Annotated in this window: 18 protein-coding genes; 11 read left to right on the top strand and 7 right to left on the bottom strand. The window is 34.3% G+C overall.

All coding sequences use genetic code 11. The features are described 5' to 3' along the window. Positions 1–34 precede the first annotated feature (34 nt). From AC4FQX_RS13040 to AC4FQX_RS13020, 5 genes are read left to right on the top strand one after another with little or no spacing between them, the layout of a single operon-like run. Positions 35–910: a cell division protein FtsX gene (locus AC4FQX_RS13040; RefSeq protein WP_491168146.1), complete on the top strand. Its 876-nt coding sequence runs from the start codon at positions 35–37 to the stop codon at positions 908–910. A gap of 45 nt (positions 911–955) precedes the next feature. After that, a complete protein-coding gene (locus tag AC4FQX_RS13035) occupies positions 956–1,195 on the top strand; it encodes a DUF3098 domain-containing protein (RefSeq protein ID WP_491168145.1) in 240 nt (79 codons plus the stop codon). A 3-nt stretch (positions 1,196–1,198) separates the two neighbouring features. Continuing rightward, positions 1,199–1,984: an undecaprenyl-diphosphate phosphatase gene (locus AC4FQX_RS13030; RefSeq protein WP_491168144.1), complete on the top strand. Its 786-nt coding sequence runs from the start codon at positions 1,199–1,201 to the stop codon at positions 1,982–1,984. Continuing rightward, complete coding sequence (gene truB, locus AC4FQX_RS13025) at positions 1,984–2,685, top strand: tRNA pseudouridine(55) synthase TruB (protein ID WP_491168143.1); 702 nt, start codon at positions 1,984–1,986, stop codon at positions 2,683–2,685. The genes AC4FQX_RS13030 and truB overlap by 1 nt, the downstream gene beginning before the upstream one ends. 20 nt (positions 2,686–2,705) lie before the next feature. Then, the gene (locus tag AC4FQX_RS13020) at positions 2,706–3,344 is read left to right on the top strand and encodes a YiiX/YebB-like N1pC/P60 family cysteine hydrolase (RefSeq protein WP_491168142.1); all 639 of its coding nucleotides are present in this window, start codon (positions 2,706–2,708) and stop codon (positions 3,342–3,344) included. A gap of 71 nt (positions 3,345–3,415) precedes the next feature. Here the strand turns inward: AC4FQX_RS13020 and AC4FQX_RS13015 are convergent, their stop codons facing one another. After that, positions 3,416–4,006 carry a thioredoxin family protein gene (locus AC4FQX_RS13015; RefSeq protein WP_491168141.1) on the bottom strand — a complete coding sequence of 197 codons (591 nt, stop codon included), beginning with the start codon at positions 4,004–4,006 and terminating at the stop codon, positions 3,416–3,418. 158 nt (positions 4,007–4,164) lie between these two features. Here AC4FQX_RS13015 and AC4FQX_RS13010 point away from each other — a divergent pair, with 158 nt between their 5' ends. The 4 genes from AC4FQX_RS13010 (at position 4,165) to AC4FQX_RS12995 (ending at position 9,125) form a co-directional block, all read left to right on the top strand. Further along, positions 4,165–4,956 carry a patatin-like phospholipase family protein gene (locus AC4FQX_RS13010; RefSeq protein WP_491168140.1) on the top strand — a complete coding sequence of 264 codons (792 nt, stop codon included), beginning with the start codon at positions 4,165–4,167 and terminating at the stop codon, positions 4,954–4,956. Positions 4,957–5,236: 280 nt separating this feature from the next. Then, positions 5,237–5,944 (top strand): UMP kinase, encoded by a 708-nt coding sequence (pyrH, locus tag AC4FQX_RS13005; protein WP_491168139.1) that lies wholly within the window; start codon positions 5,237–5,239, stop codon positions 5,942–5,944. Positions 5,945–5,986: 42 nt separating this feature from the next. Next, the gene (frr, locus tag AC4FQX_RS13000) at positions 5,987–6,550 is read left to right on the top strand and encodes a ribosome recycling factor (protein WP_491168138.1); all 564 of its coding nucleotides are present in this window, start codon (positions 5,987–5,989) and stop codon (positions 6,548–6,550) included. An 82-nt stretch (positions 6,551–6,632) separates the two neighbouring features. After that, complete coding sequence (locus tag AC4FQX_RS12995; RefSeq protein ID WP_491168137.1) at positions 6,633–9,125, top strand: DUF5686 family protein; 2,493 nt, start codon at positions 6,633–6,635, stop codon at positions 9,123–9,125. A 103-nt stretch (positions 9,126–9,228) separates the two neighbouring features. Here AC4FQX_RS12995 and AC4FQX_RS12990 read toward each other — a convergent pair whose 3' ends face one another. Beyond that, on the bottom strand, positions 9,229–10,713 hold the full coding sequence (locus AC4FQX_RS12990) for a helix-turn-helix domain-containing protein (protein WP_491168136.1): 1,485 nt from the start codon (positions 10,711–10,713) through the stop codon (positions 9,229–9,231). 120 nt (positions 10,714–10,833) lie between these two features. On the opposite strand from AC4FQX_RS12990, the gene aceB reads away from it, so the two are divergent. Both aceB and aceA read left to right on the top strand, forming a co-directional pair. After that, complete coding sequence (gene aceB, locus AC4FQX_RS12985; protein ID WP_491168135.1) at positions 10,834–12,435, top strand: malate synthase A; 1,602 nt, start codon at positions 10,834–10,836, stop codon at positions 12,433–12,435. Positions 12,436–12,458: 23 nt separating this feature from the next. Further along, positions 12,459–13,739, top strand: a complete 1,281-nt coding sequence (gene aceA / locus AC4FQX_RS12980) for an isocitrate lyase (protein ID WP_491168156.1) — start codon at positions 12,459–12,461, stop codon at positions 13,737–13,739. Positions 13,740–14,023: 284 nt separating this feature from the next. Here the strand turns inward: aceA and AC4FQX_RS12975 are convergent, their stop codons facing one another. From AC4FQX_RS12975 to AC4FQX_RS12955, 5 genes are all read right to left on the bottom strand, one after another. Further along, the gene (locus tag AC4FQX_RS12975) at positions 14,024–14,572 is read right to left on the bottom strand and encodes a YceI family protein (protein WP_491168134.1); all 549 of its coding nucleotides are present in this window, start codon (positions 14,570–14,572) and stop codon (positions 14,024–14,026) included. Between the two features lie 35 nt (positions 14,573–14,607). Continuing rightward, positions 14,608–14,958, bottom strand: a complete 351-nt coding sequence (locus AC4FQX_RS12970; RefSeq protein ID WP_491168133.1) for a c-type cytochrome — start codon at positions 14,956–14,958, stop codon at positions 14,608–14,610. Between the two features lie 9 nt (positions 14,959–14,967). Continuing rightward, the gene (locus AC4FQX_RS12965) at positions 14,968–15,822 is read right to left on the bottom strand and encodes a DUF5777 family beta-barrel protein (protein ID WP_491168132.1); all 855 of its coding nucleotides are present in this window, start codon (positions 15,820–15,822) and stop codon (positions 14,968–14,970) included. Between the two features lie 3 nt (positions 15,823–15,825). Further along, entirely contained in the window at positions 15,826–16,203 is a 378-nt protein-coding gene (locus AC4FQX_RS12960) for an OB-fold protein (RefSeq protein WP_491168131.1), read from the bottom strand. A 726-nt stretch (positions 16,204–16,929) separates the two neighbouring features. Then, positions 16,930–19,200, bottom strand: coding sequence for a cation:proton antiporter domain-containing protein (locus AC4FQX_RS12955; RefSeq protein WP_491168130.1), 2,271 nt, complete (start codon positions 19,198–19,200; stop codon positions 16,930–16,932). Between the last annotated feature and the right edge of the window lie 81 nt (positions 19,201–19,281).

Genomic DNA, 19,281 nt, shown 5'->3' with positions numbered 1-19,281 from the left:
TCTTTATTATTTTTACCAAATAATTATAGCTGATATGAGTTCTTCTTTTGAAAAATACCAAAAACGCAGATTGATTTCTTCCTATTTCTCAGTAGTATTGAGTATTTTTTTAGTACTGTTCTTACTTGGGTTATTGGGTTTATTTATTATCAACTCTAAAAAATTATCGGATGATTTTAAAGAGGAAATCCCTATGTCTATCTACTTTAAGGATGATGTTGACAACGCTGCATTAAAGGCTTTTGGTACTGATCTGAAAAAAGCTCCTTATATTAACAGAAGCTACTTTGTATCGAAAGAAGCAGCAGCTAAACAGCATAAAGATATTATTGGGGAAGATTTTATGTCCTTTTTAGGCTTTAACCCATTACAGAACTCTTATGACATTTTTCTGAACGCAAATTATGTTGTAGCAGACAGCATCAGAGGTATCGAAACAAACCTAAGAAAAAACGCAGAAATCTCGGATATTGTTTATGATAAACAGTTAGTAAATCTGGTGAATGATAATATAAAGAAGATTAGTATGTGGATTTTAATTATCAGTGGATTTTTAGCACTTATTGCGGTTCTTCTAATTAACAGTTCTATGCGCTTATCAATTCATTCGAATCGATTTGTTATTAAGACCATGCAGATGGTCGGGGCTACAAAATCGTTTATCAGAAAACCTTTTATCTGGAGAAGTATAAAGCTGGGGGTTATTGGATCTCTACTGGCTATTACTGCTCTGATCGCTGTACTTTATTACATCAATAACAAATTCCCAAAACTAGAGATATTAGCAAACAAACCCATGATAGGTGCTGTTTTACTCGGGGTTTTATTGGTGGGGGTTTTAATTACTTGGGTAAGTACTTTTTTTGCAACACAACGTTTTTTAAATTTAAGAACAGACGATTTATATTAATAACAGAGAATTCAGAATCTTTGTAAACCTTATTACAGCTGAACAATGAAAAATAAAGAACCAAAACAGGATTTCCTATTTGACAATATCAATTATAAAATCTTACTTATCGGAGTTGGTGTTATCGCGCTTGGCTTCATTCTAATGTCCGGTGGTGGAACGGATGATCCTAAAGTTTTTAGTGATGCTATTTTTAATTTCAGAAGAATCCGACTGGCACCAACGGTTGTTCTGATTGGTTTTGGAATTACAATTTACTCTATTTTTAAGAATTCGAAAAAATAATTAATGAATACTTTTCAAGCTATTATTCTTGCCATCATCGAGGGGCTAACGGAATATTTACCGGTATCTTCTACCGGACACATGATTATCGCTTCTTCTTTTTTTGGTATTGCGCATGATGATTTTACAAAATTATTTACAATCGTGATTCAACTTGGAGCTATTATGGCTGTGGTTGTTTTATATTTTAAACGGTTTTTCCAGTCTTTTGATTTCTATTTTAAATTATTAGTTGGTTTTATCCCTGCTGTTGTACTGGGATTATTACTAAACGATTTCATTGATTCTTTGCTGGAAAGTCCATTGACGGTTGCTGTTTCTTTAGTAATAGGGGGTATTATACTTCTAAAGGTAGATGACTGGTTCAAGGGTTCTGAGGAAACTAAAATAACGTATCTGACGGCTCTTAAGATTGGTTTCTTCCAGTGTATCGCGATGATCCCGGGTGTTTCCAGAAGTGGTGCCAGTATTGTGGGGGGTATGTCGCAAAAGCTGTCCAGAACTACTGCTGCTGAATTTTCTTTTTTCTTAGCGGTTCCTACTATGTTTGGTGCAACAATAAAGAAAGGTTATGATTATTATAAAGCTGGTTTTGAATTAAGTTCAGAGCAGGTCAATATGCTTATCATCGGTAATGTTGTTGCTTTTATTGTTGCATTGCTTGCTATCAATACTTTTATTAGTTATCTGGGAAAACACGGTTTTAAAATATTTGGATGGTATCGTATTGCTGCGGGTATTGCTGTTCTTCTGATTCATTACTTTATTCATCCTCTGACCATTATATAATGACTGCTGAAGATTTTCAAAACGGACAGGTTCTTTTAATTGACAAACCACTGAAATGGTCTTCTTTTCAGGCAGTCAACAAAATAAAATGGAGCTTAAAAAAACATTTAGGTTTAAAAAAAATTAAAGTAGGACACGCCGGAACCTTAGATCCTCTGGCAACTGGTCTGTTGATTGTCTGTACCGGAAAATTCACGAAAAGAATTGAGGAGTTACAGGGTATGGTCAAAGAATATACGGGCACGTTCCATATTGGAGCGACTACTCCTTCTTATGATCTGGAAACGAAAATCGATAATCATTTCCCAACGGAGCATATTAATGAGGTCTTAATTTATAAAACAATTGAACAGTTTCTTGGTGAGATCGATCAGAAACCACCTATTTTTTCTGCTATAAAAAAAGATGGCGTCCGTTTATATGAACACGCCCGAAATGGTGAGGAAATTGAGATCGCTACTCGAAAAACGACTATTCATGAGTTTGAAATTACCCGAATAGCATTACCTGAGATCGATTTCAGAGTAGTATGCAGTAAAGGTACTTATATTCGCTCTTTGGCGTTTGATTACGGTAAGGCACTACAATCGGGGGCTCATTTAACGGCTTTGAGACGTACAAAAATCGGAGCGTATTCTGTTGATGATGCAATGAACGTTGAAGATTTTGAAAAATCGGTTACTCGTAATTCTGCTTCCTGATCTTTTTAATCTACTATAAAATGAAAAAATCAATTTTATTCTTATTATTCCTGTTTCTTTCTTTTACGAGTTCTGCTCAGAGCTTATCTTCTAAGAAACTGAAAACAGGTGATTTCATCTTTCAGAACAAAAACTGTGGTCCTTTATGTGATGCTATTAATGCGGTAACGGAGGGTTATAAGGGGAATGATTTTAATCATATGGGAATTGTATATATTAAAAACGACACAATCTATATTATTGAGGCTGCGGGAACAGAGGTGAGACTGAACTCTCTGGAGCAATTCTCTGGAACGGTAACAACACCAATGTATATCGGAAGGGTTAAAAAGCGTTATGAGAAACTAATTCCGAAAGCGATCTCTTTTTCGTTACAACAACTTGGTGTGCCTTATGATGATGAGTATGTTTATAACAATGGAAAATACTACTGCTCTGAACTAATCTATGATGCTTTTCTATCTGCTAACGACAATAAACCTTTCTTTAATCTGTACCCGATGACTTATAAACAACCAAACACAGATTCTTTTTTCCCTGCGTGGGTAGATTATTATAAAAAAATAGGTAAAGAAATCCCTCAGGGTTTACCGGGTTGTAATCCGGGAGGTCTTTCTGTATCTAATAAAATTAATATAATTGGAATATTGGAACGTTAGATTTTAATATTCTGGAATGGGATTCATAGAAACGCATTAAATTACATTTAAAGAAATGCGTTTCTATAATATTATATTAATGCCAGAACCTCATTTTGTATACTGATTCCTTTATCTTTCAGATACCATTTCTGTAAATCTTCCTTTGCTGTTTCATCTACAACACCATGTTCCTCTTTATAATTTCTTATCAATTCGAATGCTCCTTTTGGTCTCGGCCCCCAATGTGTTATAATTTCTGAAGTTTCTTTTTCAATAATTATTAGTTTTGGTATTGCTTTTGCTCCATTAGTCAGATACTGATTCATTAATTCTTCATTTTCATCTCTCAGAATAATTCTCAGCTTAATTTTATCTGTACTATTTGCCATTTTATTCAAAACAGGTAGTATCTGAGCGGCGTCACCACACCATCCTTCTGAAAGTACCAGCCAAACATACTCTTTTTGTAAAGCCTCTAACTTTTCAATATTTTCAGGAGTAACTTGCATCGTTTTATCTAATCGATGCATACGGGCTTGATTCAGTAAACTGTAATGGCTTAATTCTTCTGACTGAACAGGTCCTGTAGATTTTCCTTCTGCTAACAGATCTGTTACTAACTGTCTGTAACCTTTATAAGAGATACTTTTGAATAAGCTTTTATCAATAATTGATTTCATAAAATTAGTTTTGGTTAAGCGACAAATCTAAACATTTTATATTAAAAGTTTTGTCCAAAAAGAGCAAAGCAGAAAACGATTAATTTGAAAATTAAAAAAAGACTAAACTTTCTGAAAGGTCTTTTTTAATACCTATTTTTGTCTTTTAATTTACTCTAATGACATTTAATTCAAAATCAATTGGTTTAATTTTATCGGGTGGTGGTTCTAAAGGGATAGCGCATGCCGGGGCTTTAAAGTTTTTAGAAGAAAAAAAACTCAAACCTACACATATTGCCGGAACAAGTGCCGGAGCTATTGTCGGAGCATTATATTCCTGGGGGAAAACTCCGGAAGAAATATTGGAATTTTTTAAATCCATTTATTTTTTTCACTGGTCTCATTTTACTTTTAGAAAGGCAGGATTAATTGATTCGGAAGCTTTTAAAAGTTATTTTACAGCTATATTTCAGGATGCTACGTTAGGGGATCTGAAAATCGAAAATCATATTACGGCAACGGATATGATAAAAGGAAAATTAAAAGTCTTCAATTCGGAAACTAAAATTGTTGATGCTGTTCTGGCTTCGTCTGCTGTTCCGGGGATTTTGTCTCCTTATAAAATCAATAACAGTTTATACAGCGACGGCGGAATTCTGAACCACTTCCCTACTGATATTCTACAGGGAAGATGTGAAATACTAATCGGTGTTTATGTAAGTCCTATTCAGAATATAGAAGCAAAGGATCTAAGTTCTATAAAAGCTGTGACCACAAGGGCTTTTGATCTATTAACTGCTAATAGTAACAATCAGAAATTCAATATCTGCGACTGGGTTATCCAACCACAGGAACTGGTGATCTACAGTACTTTTGAAACGAATAAAACCAAAATGAATAACATATTCAAAATTGGCTATGAAGCTGCAAAGCAGTCTTATGAGGACTTGCAGTATAATTATGAAATCTGAGATAGTTGCTGGTTGCTGGTTGTTGGTTTTGATTCTCTTTCCTTTGAAGTATTGAGATATTTTAATCTTTGTAAAATACAGGAAAAAGTTAATCTATAACGTCAGTCTGAGACTGACAAACACTTTCTCAAAATCAGAGATTTTGCGAAGCAGAGTTCACCATCTCCCAACAACCAACCAACAACCAGCAACCAAAAAAAAGTATTTTGATTTTTCAGTGCTACTAATTCATTAAAATAGATTATCCTTATTATATTTGCACAATTCAACAAAACAACACATGAAATATAAACGAATTCTACTGAAATTAAGTGGTGAGGCTTTAATGGGAGACAGACAATATGGTATTGATCCACAAAGATTAGCAGAATATGCTGATGAGATAAAAAAAATACATGATGCGGGAGTTCAAATTGCAATAGTAATAGGCGGAGGAAACATCTTTAGGGGTGTTGCCGGTGCAAGTAACGGAATGGACAGAGTACAGGGTGATTATATGGGAATGCTGGCAACTGTAATTAACGGAATGGCATTACAGGGTGCTCTGGAAGAAAAAGGAATGCTGACGCGTTTGCAGACGGCACTAAAAATTGAAGCAATTGCCGAGCCTTATATTAAAAGAAGAGCGGTGAGACACCTTGAGAAAGGAAGAATCGTTATTTTTGGTGCAGGAACAGGAAATCCATATTTTACTACTGATACTGCTGCGGTATTGAGAGGTGTTGAGATTAATGCTGATGTGATTATGAAAGGAACTCGTGTAGATGGTGTTTATTCTGCTGATCCTGAAAAATCAAAAGATGCTATAAAATTTGACTTTATCTCTTTTGAAGATGTTTTGAGAAAAGGACTAAATGTAATGGATACCACTGCATTTACTTTAAGTCAGGAAAACAAACTACCGATTATTGTTTTTGATATGAATAAGAAAGGTAATTTACTAAAAATATGTGAAGGAGAAACCATCGGAACAGTAGTCAATATCTAACTCCTTTTAAACAGATTAAAAGAATTTTAAAAATATAATATAATGACTGAAGATATAATTTTTATACTGGACAGTACAAAAGAGGCAATGGAAAGTTCTCTTGCACACCTGGAAAAAGAATTCTTAAACATCCGTGCAGGAAAAGCCAGTCCGGCAATGTTAGGTGGTGTAAAAGTTGATTATTATGGTTCTCTTACTCCACTTTCACAAATCGCCAACGTAAATGTTCCTGATGCAAGAACTATTACTATCCAGCCTTGGGAAAAAAACATGTTACAGCCTATTGAAAAAGCAATCATGGTTGCTAATTTAGGTTTTAACCCAATGAACAATGGTGACAACATTATTATCAGTGTGCCACCTTTAACGGAAGAACGTCGTCGTGATCTGGTAAAACAGGCTAAATCGGAAGCTGAGGATGCTAAAATCGGTATTCGAAACTCAAGAAAAGATGCTAACACGGAAATCAAAAAACTGGAAAAGGAAGGTACTTCTGAAGATATTTGTAAGAGTGCAGAAGAAGATATTCAAAATCTGACCAATACGTATATCAAGAAAATTGACGACTTATTCGCCATAAAAGAAGCGGATATAATGAAAGTCTAATTTCTGACCATTTATTAAAATCCGCTACGGCGGATTTTTTTAATCTATTACCCACTAAGTCTTATTACTAAATTCTGTTTTAATGAAATTATTTCCCTTTTTTCTATTTTTTTACAGTATTTTATGTTTTTCACAAGATCAGATTTCGGGTATTGTGAAAAATAGTGAGACGGGAAAGCCCTTACCTTTTGCAAATATTACTTCTAACGATTCTATAACAACTATAACGGATGTTGACGGCAAGTTCTTACTACAGACTTCTGTAAACACAACTACGATTCTGGTTTCCTACGTTGGCTATACCTCTGAAAAGACCAAAACAGACCGCACAAAAAAACATTATATTATTCATGTTAAACCAATCACGGAATATCTGAATACGGTTGAGATCACAAATCCGGCTATCAACATCTTAAAAAATGTTATCCGGAAGAAATCCGACAATGACCCGGAAAAGAAATTAAAAAGCTTTCAGTTCAAAGCGTATAATAAACTGGTAATCACCGCAAATCCTGACTCTATCAATGGAGATCTGGATTCTATTTTTATCAATAAAAGAAACAAAAAACTTTTTGTAAAAATTGACTCTGCTGATTATAAATTTAAAAAAATAATCGATAAACAACATATCTACCAGACTGAGAAAGTTTCTCAGATTCAATTTAATAATCAGGGGTTTAAGGAAACGGTACTGGCTTCTAAAATGGCAGGATTTAAACAACCCATTTATGAATTGATCGGGGTAAAACTACAGTCTTTTTCTATTTATGACAACCGATATGAACTATTTGAAACAAAATATGATGGACCGATCGCTGACTACGCTTTATCTATATATAATTTCAAAATACTGGATACGGTTAGAATAAAGAATCGGAATACTTATATGATCTACTTTAAAAAGAAAAGAAAATCAAAAAAAGATGGACTAGAAGGAATTCTATATATAGATCAGAAGAATTATGCTGTTGCTAAAGCAATCCTGAGAGTAAAAAATGTCCTGGATATTAGTGCCACGCATGAATATGAATATCTTCCTGAGGAAGATCTCTGGTTTCCGATTAAAAAAGTATTTAAAATCGTGAAAGGGAATAATGATAAAGATATTCGCATTCTGGGTGGTAATATTAAATTTGAAGCTCAGGATGAAAAGGATATTTCCTCTGATGAAAAGGATGCTTCTGACTTTATTTATCTGTTATCACAATCTTTCTATTTTGATCCGGAATATAATGTTCCAATTACTATTAAACATCCTGCTATTGCAATAGAGATAAAGGAACAGGCAATCACACAGGATGAGACTTACTGGAGTATCTACAGAAAGGAAGATCTGGACGATCGTGGTAAACGTACTTATACTGCTCTGGACAGTATCATGAAAAAGGAAAAAATCGAGAAAAAATTAAAAATAGGACGACGAATCCTAAACGGGTATTTACCGGTACGTTTTTTTGATTTTGACCTGCGCTATTTATTAAAGTATAATAACTATGAAGGATTCCGCTTCGGTTTAGGTGGGGTTACGAATGATAAGTTTTCTTCTAAATACCGTCTGGAAGGTTACGGAGCTTATGGTATAAAGGATAATGCTTTTAAATACAATCTTGGTGGAGCTGCCCGCCTGGGAAAATTCTCTAATACCTGGATCGGTGGTTCTTATACGGATGATGTAAGTGAAATTGGTAGTACCACGTTTGCTATTGATAAAAGAGTTTTCAGGCTGTATGATCCACGACCAATCAACGTTAGCACCTTCTACAACCATAAAACATGGAATGGTTTTATTGAAACAAAAATCATCCCAAAAACGGAAAGTATCTGGCAGCTTACACGCAACGAAATTGAACCCAGATTCAATTATCTGTACAATCTGGACGGCAGACTCTATGACCATTTTGTAATGACCACCGCAATGGTCTCTATTCAATGGAATCCGTTTAGTGATTTCATGCAGACTCCTACGGGAAAAATAGAGATCGAAAAACGATTCCCTAAATTTACCTTCCAGTATACTCAGTCATTGCCTAAACTAATGGGTAATGATTTTAATTTTGGGAAAATTGATTTCAGAGCGGAATATGAAAAAAAATATCTGAGCGGACAGAAAACTTCTTTTTTAATGGGTGCGGGTTATGCATTTGGGGATATTCCTCTGACGCATCTGTACAGTACTTCTCCTAACAACCTGGATAAAGACGGTATTTTGAAAAGAATTACTATTGCAGGTAAGAATAGTTTTGAAACTATGTATTTTAATGAATTTTTCTCTAATAAATATGTTTTCCTGCAACTGAAACACGGTTTTAAAAGATTAAAAATCACGAGTGGCATTAAACCTTCTTTAGTATTAGTTACCCGATATGGATGGGGTAATATGGATAAACCGGAACAACATATCGGAATTGATTATAAAACCCTGAACGACGGGTTTATAGAATCGGGAATGGAACTAAATCAGATCTATAAAGGTTTCGGACTCTCCGGTTTCTATAGATATGGACCAAATCATCTACCTACATTTGATCAGAATGTGTCTATTAAATTAACGTATATTTTTTCTTTTGGATTTTAGGGGATTTAATCGCAATGTTGTACCCAAAGACTTTACGCTAAGTTCGCAAAGTGTTTCTAAATATTTCGTAGCAAAGGTCTAGAGGTACAACGGAATCATAGGGTCAAATACCGAATTTTTCCATCAGATTTTCTACTAACATTTCTGTTTTCAAATTGCGTTGTTTTCGTTCTAACTGTATTGGTGGCACGACTCTTTCTAGACAATTCTCAACGGCACAGGTCTCACAGGTAACTCCTACTACTCTTCTTATTATGGAAGGGTCTTCAATAAATTTATATTTATTTTTTAGTGCGGGAGTAATCAGAACGCCTACGGATATACTTCTGAGATAATCTTTATTAAATGGGTCCGGTGTAGCGGACGAGAAAATAATATATTCATTATTACTGTTGGCATAATGAGAAATCTGGGTTTCAAAAGTATGTTCTTTTGGTTCTTTTACTATTTCGTTTATGGTATGAATAGCTACCCATCGCCTGCAATAATGTTCATTGAACTCATTAGCACGTGGTTCTTGCTGATGTGTGATATGTAGTTCTTTTTTAAGCTGATATTTAGTACTTCCTTTTTTATGGGTTAGTCTCAGGAAAAATAAATTCTTCAGCTGAAAATCTTTTGGCAGTATATTCGTTAATCTCTGGTAAAAAGATTCCGGTGAAGCATTAAAGTGTCCCATCATTTCGATAAAACGAACAGCATCATATTTTTTTTCTGTTAAAAAAGAATTTAGTTCTGCTACTAGTTGTTTTCTCGGAATAATTAGTGCTCCTGCAAAATAGGATGCGTAAAAATTATTCAGTACTTGATCGAAATTCTCAAATTTGATCCAACTAAAGGTATATAACCGCTCTTTTATAGATAAATAATTATAGGCAATTTCTTTTGCAAAAATAAAAGCCTTTTGAGATTCATCAGTGTCTTTTGAAATCAGAAGTGTTTTTGTTTTTGGAACATATACGGATCTGAGTGTTCCTAATTCCTGTTGTTGTGAAAGCTCATTCTCATTTATAATATAACCGTATTCTTCAACTAGAATTTCTCTTAATTCTTCAGATAAAATTCTGGACTCCAAATTAATCTGATACGCTTTTGAAAATTGTACTACTTTTTCCTCTAAATCTTCAAAATAATTATTCTGTGCCTCTTGATAGGATCGTAAAGAAGCGAGAAAGAAACTTTCTCTGCTTACATTATAATGTTGTGAAATTTCAATGATCGTACTGATAAAAGCATTCACTTTTGCAGGTGCATTTGCTATAATATCAATAAGATCGCCTTCTTCTATTCCAAAAAGATCAAGAGGAATTTCTTTCAGAATTCCGGATTGCAGAATCTCACCTATTGGTGCCAGATTTTTATCCAGTTTTAAGGATACCAGATTATCATAGGACACCTCCAGATGTTGTGCCAGAAGTGCAACCTTATCGGTCTTGGGATATTTCTTCCCTTTTTCGATCTCATTCAGATATGATTTTGATAATCCGGTCAGCTTTGCCAGTCCAAAAAGAGACAGGTTTTTCTCTGTTCGAATCTGCTTCATTTTTAGTCCGAAGATCAGCTTGATATATTCTTTTTCTACAACCATTTTTCAAAGATACGCTTTTTAGCAAAAAAACAAATTTAAAGAATTATGTTATTTTAGCGAACGTTCGCTTGTTTTATAAAAAACTTTTTTATAATATTGTCATAACCAAACCATATCATTATGAATAACATAGCAAAACAAGATTTAAAAAACGTAGCGTTTACAAGCGATGTGAGCAACTATCATCCTGAAATTCTAACGGATGAGGCACTGGCTTTTCTTATAGCTTTACATGAAAAATTCAATGCGGAACGTCTTGAACTTTTAGAAAAAAGAAAACAGTCACAAAAACAGTTTGATACAGGAGTTCTTCCTTCTTTTCCAAAAGAAACCAGCTCAATAAGAGACAGTGAATGGGTTGCTGCTCCTATTCCTGGAGATCTTTTGGACAGAAGAGTAGAGATTACAGGACCAGTGGATCGAAAAATGATTATTAATGCCCTGAACTCTGGAGCAAAAGCTTTTATGGCGGACTTTGAGGATAGTACTACTCCTTCATGGAATAACTTGATGACGGGACAAAAAAACCTGAAAGATGCTGTAGCCAGAAAAATAAAAGTAATTGATACTAAAAAAGATAAAACATATGAGTTGAATAAGGAAACGGCTGTTCTGATTGTACGTCCGAGAGGACTTCATCTATCAGAAAAGCACTTACTGATTAATGATGAGGAAACATCCGGCTCTTTAATGGATTTTGGATTATATGTTTTCCATAATTATAAAAAACTAATCAAAAAAGACAGTGCTCCTTATTTCTATCTTCCAAAACTGGAACATTACCTGGAAGCACGCTGGTGGAATGCTGTTTTTGAATTTTCTCAGGCTTATTTTGGTGTACCAAAAGGAACTTTTAAAGCGACTGTTCTTATTGAAACGATTACAGCTAGTTTTCAGCTGGACGAGATCATTTATGAATTAAAAGATCATATTGTGGGACTAAACTGCGGACGCTGGGATTATATTTTTTCGTATATCAAAAAATTAAGAAATCATGCTGACAGAACGGTTCCTAACAGAGATCAGGTAACTATGACCAGTCCGTTTATGAGTGCTTATTCTAAACTGGTAATTCAAAAATGCCATAAAAGAGGTATTCATGCTATGGGGGGAATGGCTGCTCAGATCCCGGTAAATAATGATCCTGCTGCAAATGAAATCGCTTTTGAGAAAGTTATTGCAGATAAAGAAAGAGAGGCGAAAAATGGACATGATGGAACCTGGGTGGCTCATCCTGCTCTGGTGCCTGTTGCAATGACGGTTTTTAACCGAATCATGCCGACAAAAAATCAGATCCACATTAAAAGAGCTGATCTGAACATTACTGAAAAGGATTTATTGGAAAAACCTGTAGGAACGGTTACTCAGGAAGGTATTAAAAAGAATATCAATATTGCCATTCTGTATATCGCTTCCTGGTTGAACGGTCAGGGTGCTGCTGCTCTTTATCATTTAATGGAAGATGCTGCAACGGCTGAAATATCAAGGTCTCAGTTATGGCAATGGCTACAAAATAAAGTGATAATGGAAGATGGAACACCTTTTTCTAAAACTTTATATAATGGGTATGCTGCTCAGGAATTAGAGAATATCAGAAAAACAGTGGAAACAGTCGTTTTTGAAAAAGGAAAATACACTCTTGCTAAACAGTTACTGGATGATCTGGTACTGAACAAAGAGTTTGAAGAATTTTTAACGATACCGGCTTATCAATATATTTAACCAACCTTAAACCAAACCAAATAATTATGACAACACAAGAAAGAATTCAGGAATTAATCACAGACTGGTCTACTAATGCAAGATGGAAAGGGGTAACTCGTCCGTATACAGCAGAAAAAGTAATTACTTTACAGGGATCTTATAAAATTGAACATAGTATTGCAAGAATCGGAGCCGAAAAACTATGGAGAAGGCTGAACACTCAGGATTTTGTTGCCGGTTTAGGTGCACTAACCGGAAATCAGGCAGTACAGGAAGTGGAAGCAGGACTGGAAGCTATTTATTTAAGCGGATGGCAGGTTGCTGCTGATGCTAACTTATCCGGCGAAATGTATCCGGATCAATCTTTATATCCTGTGAACAGCGTGCCAACGGTAGTGAAAAAAATAAATAATGCTTTACTTAGAGCGGATCAGATCCAGATCGTAAACGGAATTAAGGACTTGAAAGACTATCTAGTTCCTATTGTTGCGGATGCGGAAGCGGGTTTTGGAGGTAATTTGAATGCTTTTGAATTAATGAAATCCATGATCGAAGCGGGTGCTGCGGGAGTACATTTTGAAGATCAACTAAGCTCTGCAAAAAAATGTGGTCACTTGGGAGGAAAAGTACTGGTACCAACGCAGGAAGCGATCAATAAATTAATCGCGGCACGATTAGCAGCGGATGTTATGGGTGTACCGTCTATTATTGTTGCCAGAACGGATGCTGATGCAGCAAATTTGTTAACTAGTGATATTGACAGCAGAGATCACAAATTTGTTACGGGAGAACGTAGTAATGAAGGTTTTTTCTATGTGAACGCAGGAATTGATCAGGGAATTGACAGAGGTTTGAGCTATGCTCCTTATGCTGATCTGATTTGGATGGAAACGAGTAATCCTGATTTGGCTTTTGCTAAAAAATTCGCAGATGCAATTCATGAAGTATATCCGGATAAAATGCTGGCTTACAACTGCTCTCCTTCTTTTAACTGGGCTGCTAAATTGTCTGTTGCAGAAATGGAAACCTTCAGAGAGGATCTGGCTGCAATGGGATATAAATTCCAGTTTATCACTCTGGCAGGATTCCACGCACTGAATACTAGTATGTTTGAATTATCAAAAGCATATAAAGAACGTGGTATGGCGGGCTACTCTGAATTACAGGAAAGAGAATTCGCTTTACAACAACACGGGTTTAAAGCGGTAAAACACCAAAACTTTGTAGGAACTTCTTATTTTGATGCGGTACAGAACACGGTTACAGCGGGAACGGCTTCTACTATGGCAATGAAAGATTCTACGGAAACAGCGCAGTTTTAGATAAAGAAGTTAAAAAAGATTCAGAGGCGCAAAGGTGCAGAGGTACAAAATTCGAAATCTTCGATTTCCTGTTTTACCTCTGGACCTTACTGCCTTACTTTACCTTATAAAAATATTGCCTTAATTTTAGTTTTTTTAATTTTGTAAAGAGGTGTCTTCGGGTACCTCTTTCTTTTCTATAGAAACTAAGATTAAAAACAAAAAGAGGTTATCTGAAATACAGACAACCCTCTTCTATGTAAGCCAGATATTCCTCTTCTTTTTATATTTATTACCAGGAAATCTTATTTTTGTAGTAATGGGAGATTAAAAGAAACATCAATTAAATCTGCTATTTTATTTCTGACCGCTTTAGGAATTTTAATATCAAAATCTTCTGATTTAACTTTAAAACTTCCTGATATTGTAATTGTATTAGCTTTATCCGACTTTACAATATTAACTTGTACACTTATATTTTTTGTTTTGCCATGTAATGTTAAATCCCCTGTCAATTTAAATATTTGAGGTTTTTCACTTAATTTCATCACGTCTAAATCTTCTATTTTTCCTTTAAAACTAGCTTTAGGATATTTATCAGATTCAACATAATTTTCATTAAAATGCTCCTCCATTAAAGACACTTTAAAACGGAATCCTTTCATCAAGGTCAGAACTGCTAATTCATTTTTAGAAACATCCAGAACTGCTGAAACAGATTTATTCTTTCCAACAATTTCTTCAAAAGCAGGCATAGAAGCCTGAAAAGTTAGCTCCCCTGTTTTAGTCATATATTTCTGAGCCGATACGATTGTGGTAAAACTCAGAAAAAAAACGATAATTAATGATTTCATATTTTTTAGTGTTATATTATTTAGTATTATATTATTCATTCCGGTAATCCTTGAGAATTCCAAAGAAAAATCAAATCAATCTGTGCCTGTGACATTCTTCCTCTTGGAGGCATTAATCCAGACTCCCCATTGTGTCTACTAATACGATCCAATAGATTATCCTGAACAGAGCTCTTTACTTCTGCATATACTGTTAAGGGTCTAAAAGATGCGACGCTTCCTGCTGAATGGCAACCTGCACAATTAGTATCAATTATAGACTTTATATTTGCAGAATAGGTAACCGTCCCTTCAACGATAACCGGATCTGTTAAGTCCTCATATGTATTAGAATTGCAACTGTAAAGCAATACTACCAAACCTGATAAATAAAGAAAATTTTTCATATATATATTTTAAAAAACTCTATATAAATTAAATCCAAAGAAAACATTACTCTTACCCCAATCTCCCGAAGCATTTGTGAGATATCCGCCTTCTGTCATCATCTGAGAATTAGTAAACAACAACTGGAAAACATGTCCTCCCGTTTCCATATCTAAACCTACTGATAATGGGTTATTATAAATATCAGGTTTATTAAAATTATATCCGTACTCTAAATTAAGAGATAGTCTTTTACTTAATTTTATCCGTCCTCCTGCCGCTAAAGTAAACTGATTATTCTTTTCAATTGTAGGATCATACAGGTTTTTATGGATAAAGGAAGGAACTAACTCTAGAGATAATTTTTCAGAAAATTTCCTTGATAAAAGAACCTGATGAACATATGTCAATCGGTCAGAAAACTGAATTTTAGGATACTCTTCTTTTTTTAAGCTACTATTAATGTCTATAGTAGAATATCCCACGATATCAAAAGGGAATCTATCATTCTGTCTTGTAAATCGATATTTTGCAGAAGCTTCATAGACTTTTAGCAAAGTATGACGTGAAGCACTCACAGAAAACCAATCCGTTACCCCATAAATAATTCCAATTTTTGTAGTTGCATTATCAAGACCAAAAAATTCAGAAATCCCATTTTTAACTGTTCCAAATCTATGAGACACTACCATATAAAATTCTTTTTCTGCAGGAAGTTTTGTCGATTGTAATGTCACAATCTGTAATGCTTTAAAAACCGATGTCACATTATGATCCTCTACCTGAGTTTCTTCTAATTCAGAAAGTAAATCTTCCTGAGCAAATAAAGGGTTTGTTAATAGTAAGGCAAACGACACCAAATAATAAACATAATATTTTTTCATAAACTAATTTTTAATAACACATTGATCTGTTTTCACTTGTTCAAAAAGTTCATCATAACCAATGCATCTTCCTTTGACTGTTACTTTCTGCCCTAATTCAGATTTTTTATCCGATTTACTTAAAAGACAAAAAACAACAGCATCAAGAACCATTGTAGAATCTGAAAATTCAGTGATTTTACCTGTTATTTCTAATGTTTGGTTAAGATATTTTTCTCCTTGTTCAGGTGAAGAAGCAAACGCATGTGCTAATGCTACTGCATCTAAACTAGCGAACGCGTCTTCGTTTTCAATATCCCGATGTGGTTTATATAAATAACCGTAAGCTACAATTGCTACGACTATAATAATTACAAAAATGAGTACTGTTTTTTTTTTCATTAAAATTATTTTGGTTTAAAAAGGATTTTTAAAAACTTTAGATTATTTATTTATAATTTCCACTTAAGCTATCTAAAAATAGCTTGTTCAAAAGCATTTGCCCTAATTACTATAGCCTGCCTATTGGTGAAATACTAAGGGGTTTAGTCGTTTTTCTCTTTTTTCTTCCGCTATAACCAACTTGTTCATCTGTTATGTTCTAGGGAATTTCCTTTTGGAGAGGGAATATTTCATTATCTATTATATCACCATCTAGTATATAGAGAATACTATGATTTTATTATTTGAATCGAAATAATAAAATTTTTTGTTTAATAATTACAAACTATTAAATTTAATTATAATTTGTACATTTAATCATAATTTAAATCTTTAACTATACTTTATGTCGCAAAAATATATTTTTTTTCCATTCAATACAACAAAATATATTTTTTTATTTTTTTTAAACTTATTGTATTGAATATTTATAGGATATGTAACTATTCAGGCTGTAGTGTAGCAATAGTTTTAAAAATATCGAATATGTTTTGACTTTTTTATAATACAGGTATCGGCTACCCAACGAATTACAGTATATATTTGAGCTCCATTTTAATTTTAAACTAACCTGGAATGACTACAAAATAGACTACAAGAATAAAAGCCTATAACTAAAAAAAGAGGTTGTCTGTGTATTCAGACAACCTCTTTTACAAACGAATTAACCTAATTTAGTATAAACTTTTATGGTTTTATAATCAGCACTGAGGGTGCATTACTTAACCAAATACTTTGCGATTCCAGTAATTTTTTCCAACTATCCAGGCTGATAAGCATCAAATCCTGTTTTTCCAGAAACTCTTTTTTCATAGTACGCTCCGTTGTCATTGTAATATGATTAGGAGCGGTTTGCTCTATTAAACGGATGGTTTCTTTTATTTCACTGTTGTTTTTGATCTCTCCCATAACATCAATAACTGTTACCTGGGAACCATTATTATTGATTAATTTCTGAGCATATTCAACTAAAAAAATATCTTCCTGAGAAAAAACAGGCATAAATACCTGATTGATCTCTTCCAAATCTTTATCGACTAATACTCCTACTGACATTTTACTTTTAAGAAGAATCTGACGGGTTCTGTCATCAAATGGAGAATTCTCAAACAAACCTTCTTTTCCTGTAAATTTATCTATTAAACGATCCGGGTTAATAATACGGGTCGTATATCCTAAAACTCTTCCTAATAAAGTTCCCTGAAATATGGACTGCCCTAAACCAACTAATAATAAATCATATTCTCCCTGATTTGCTACATCTATTATTTCGGAATCAATATCATTGGCAACTTTAAATAAAGTGATAATCTTCTGATCCAGCTCTTCTGATTCGGATATAATAGGTGCAAAACTATCTTCTTCACTTTCTTCAACATTAAAGGAATGAGTATCATTACTGGACGATAAATGCATCAAGGTAATAGAAGAATTTCCACTTTGCTTTTTTACAAAACTATGTGCCAGTCTCAGTAATTTTTTCCCTCTGTCCGGATTTCCGAACGAAACTAAAATTCTGTACTTAGCCTTATTACTGATCTCATCCGGAATAACAGGATCTTTTGTTTTAAATATTTTATTAATCAGGTCTAATGCTGGTCCGGTCATAAAAGTGGTCACTAATGCCATAATAACCATCATGGTAAAAACCTCTTTGGTAAGTACTCCAAGATCATACCCAATGTTCAGTACAATTAGTTCCATCAAACCTCTTGTGTTCATCAACGCACCAATCATAAGGCTTTCTCGCCAGCTCTGCCCCACATATTTTGCAGCAAGGGCACTTCCTATAAATTTCCCGACTACTGCAACCAGGATAATCAGTCCGGTCACTTTCCATAATGCAGGATCATTCAATAATCCAATTTCGGTTCTTAATCCTGTAAACACAAAAAACAGAGGTAATAACAGGATTACAGAAACATCTTCTACTTTTCCAATAAATATATTTCTGAACTTTGTTACGTCCGGCATAATCACACCAGCCATAAACGCCCCGAATAAAGCATGAATACCAATTACTTCTGTAACATAAGCTGAAATAACCATCGTCAGAAAGAAAATAGCGACTACCGGTTTTCCTAAATTTTCTCTTGTAGAATGCAAATCACCTACTCTTTTCAGAAATGGTCGTACTACTTTCAACATCAACAAGACATAAATAACGGCTAAAGCCATTATATAAAGGGAACTTACAAAAGAACCTGCTTTTACAATAGCTATTACTGCTGCCAAAATACACCAAGCGGTAATATCATCTGCCGCAGCACAGGTAATTACCATCGCTCCCAAACGGGTTTTATGCATTCCACGTTCTTGAACGATACGTGCCAAAACCGGAAAAGCGGTAATACTCATTGCAATACCCAGAAATAGAGCAAATGAAAGAAATTCAACTCCATCCGGCGCAAATGAATCATAAATAGAATAGGCTAGCCCCATTCCTAATGTAAACGGAATCACAATACTGGCATGACTTACGACTACTGCTTCCTGTGCTTTATTTTTCAGCACTTTCAAATCCAGTTCCATTCCTATTACGAACATAAACAGGATAAGACCAATCTGACTTAAAAACTCTAAATTCCCTAGTGATTCTTTTGGAAATAATGCCATCGAAAATTCCGGAAAATACATTCCCACTAAAGAAGGTCCTAAAACAATACCTGCTATAATTTCTCCAATAACGGAAGGCTGTCCGATCTTTCTGAAAATAAACCCAAATAAACGGGCTACTAATATAATAGTAACGATCTGCGCTAATAATATAGCTAACGGGTGTTGTAAACTATGTAATAATGAGGTTGTAAAAGTATCCCACTGACTTTCTGATGTGTTTGAAACCACTACATTTCTGCCGATTTCCAGCATTTTCCCTTTTGAAACGATCCAATACATCAGTATTGCCGCAATTCCCATGACTCCTACATAGAAATAAGTGTTCTTAAACTTCTTCATAACGATCTTATTTTCGCTCAATTAACTGATACAAAGATGTAAACTTCCTTTGTATTTAAAACTGATATCGCTAAATATAGT

The organism is Flavobacterium sp. AK-301, from assembly GCF_058310215.1.
Note: the sequence above shows the minus strand (reverse complement) of the source record. Positions and strands in the feature narration are given on the sequence as shown.

Coding starts and splice junctions, on each gene's coding strand:
- AC4FQX_RS12975 (WP_491168134.1), bottom strand. CDS start 14,572: ATGAAATCATTAATTATCGTTTTTTTTCTGAGTTTTACCACAATCGTA.
- AC4FQX_RS12955 (WP_491168130.1), bottom strand. CDS start 19,200: ATGAAGAAGTTTAAGAACACTTATTTCTATGTAGGAGTCATGGGAATT.
- AC4FQX_RS13035 (WP_491168145.1), top strand. CDS start 956: ATGAAAAATAAAGAACCAAAACAGGATTTCCTATTTGACAATATCAAT.
- truB (WP_491168143.1), top strand. CDS start 1,984: ATGACTGCTGAAGATTTTCAAAACGGACAGGTTCTTTTAATTGACAAA.
- AC4FQX_RS13010 (WP_491168140.1), top strand. CDS start 4,165: ATGACATTTAATTCAAAATCAATTGGTTTAATTTTATCGGGTGGTGGT.
- AC4FQX_RS13020 (WP_491168142.1), top strand. CDS start 2,706: ATGAAAAAATCAATTTTATTCTTATTATTCCTGTTTCTTTCTTTTACG.
- AC4FQX_RS12970 (WP_491168133.1), bottom strand. CDS start 14,958: ATGAAAAATTTTCTTTATTTATCAGGTTTGGTAGTATTGCTTTACAGT.
- AC4FQX_RS12990 (WP_491168136.1), bottom strand. CDS start 10,713: ATGGTTGTAGAAAAAGAATATATCAAGCTGATCTTCGGACTAAAAATG.
- AC4FQX_RS12960 (WP_491168131.1), bottom strand. CDS start 16,203: ATGAAAAAAAAAACAGTACTCATTTTTGTAATTATTATAGTCGTAGCA.
- aceB (WP_491168135.1), top strand. CDS start 10,834: ATGAATAACATAGCAAAACAAGATTTAAAAAACGTAGCGTTTACAAGC.
- AC4FQX_RS13040 (WP_491168146.1), top strand. CDS start 35: ATGAGTTCTTCTTTTGAAAAATACCAAAAACGCAGATTGATTTCTTCC.
- AC4FQX_RS12965 (WP_491168132.1), bottom strand. CDS start 15,822: ATGAAAAAATATTATGTTTATTATTTGGTGTCGTTTGCCTTACTATTA.
- frr (WP_491168138.1), top strand. CDS start 5,987: ATGACTGAAGATATAATTTTTATACTGGACAGTACAAAAGAGGCAATG.
- pyrH (WP_491168139.1), top strand. CDS start 5,237: ATGAAATATAAACGAATTCTACTGAAATTAAGTGGTGAGGCTTTAATG.
- AC4FQX_RS13015 (WP_491168141.1), bottom strand. CDS start 4,006: ATGAAATCAATTATTGATAAAAGCTTATTCAAAAGTATCTCTTATAAA.
- AC4FQX_RS12995 (WP_491168137.1), top strand. CDS start 6,633: ATGAAATTATTTCCCTTTTTTCTATTTTTTTACAGTATTTTATGTTTT.
- AC4FQX_RS13030 (WP_491168144.1), top strand. CDS start 1,199: ATGAATACTTTTCAAGCTATTATTCTTGCCATCATCGAGGGGCTAACG.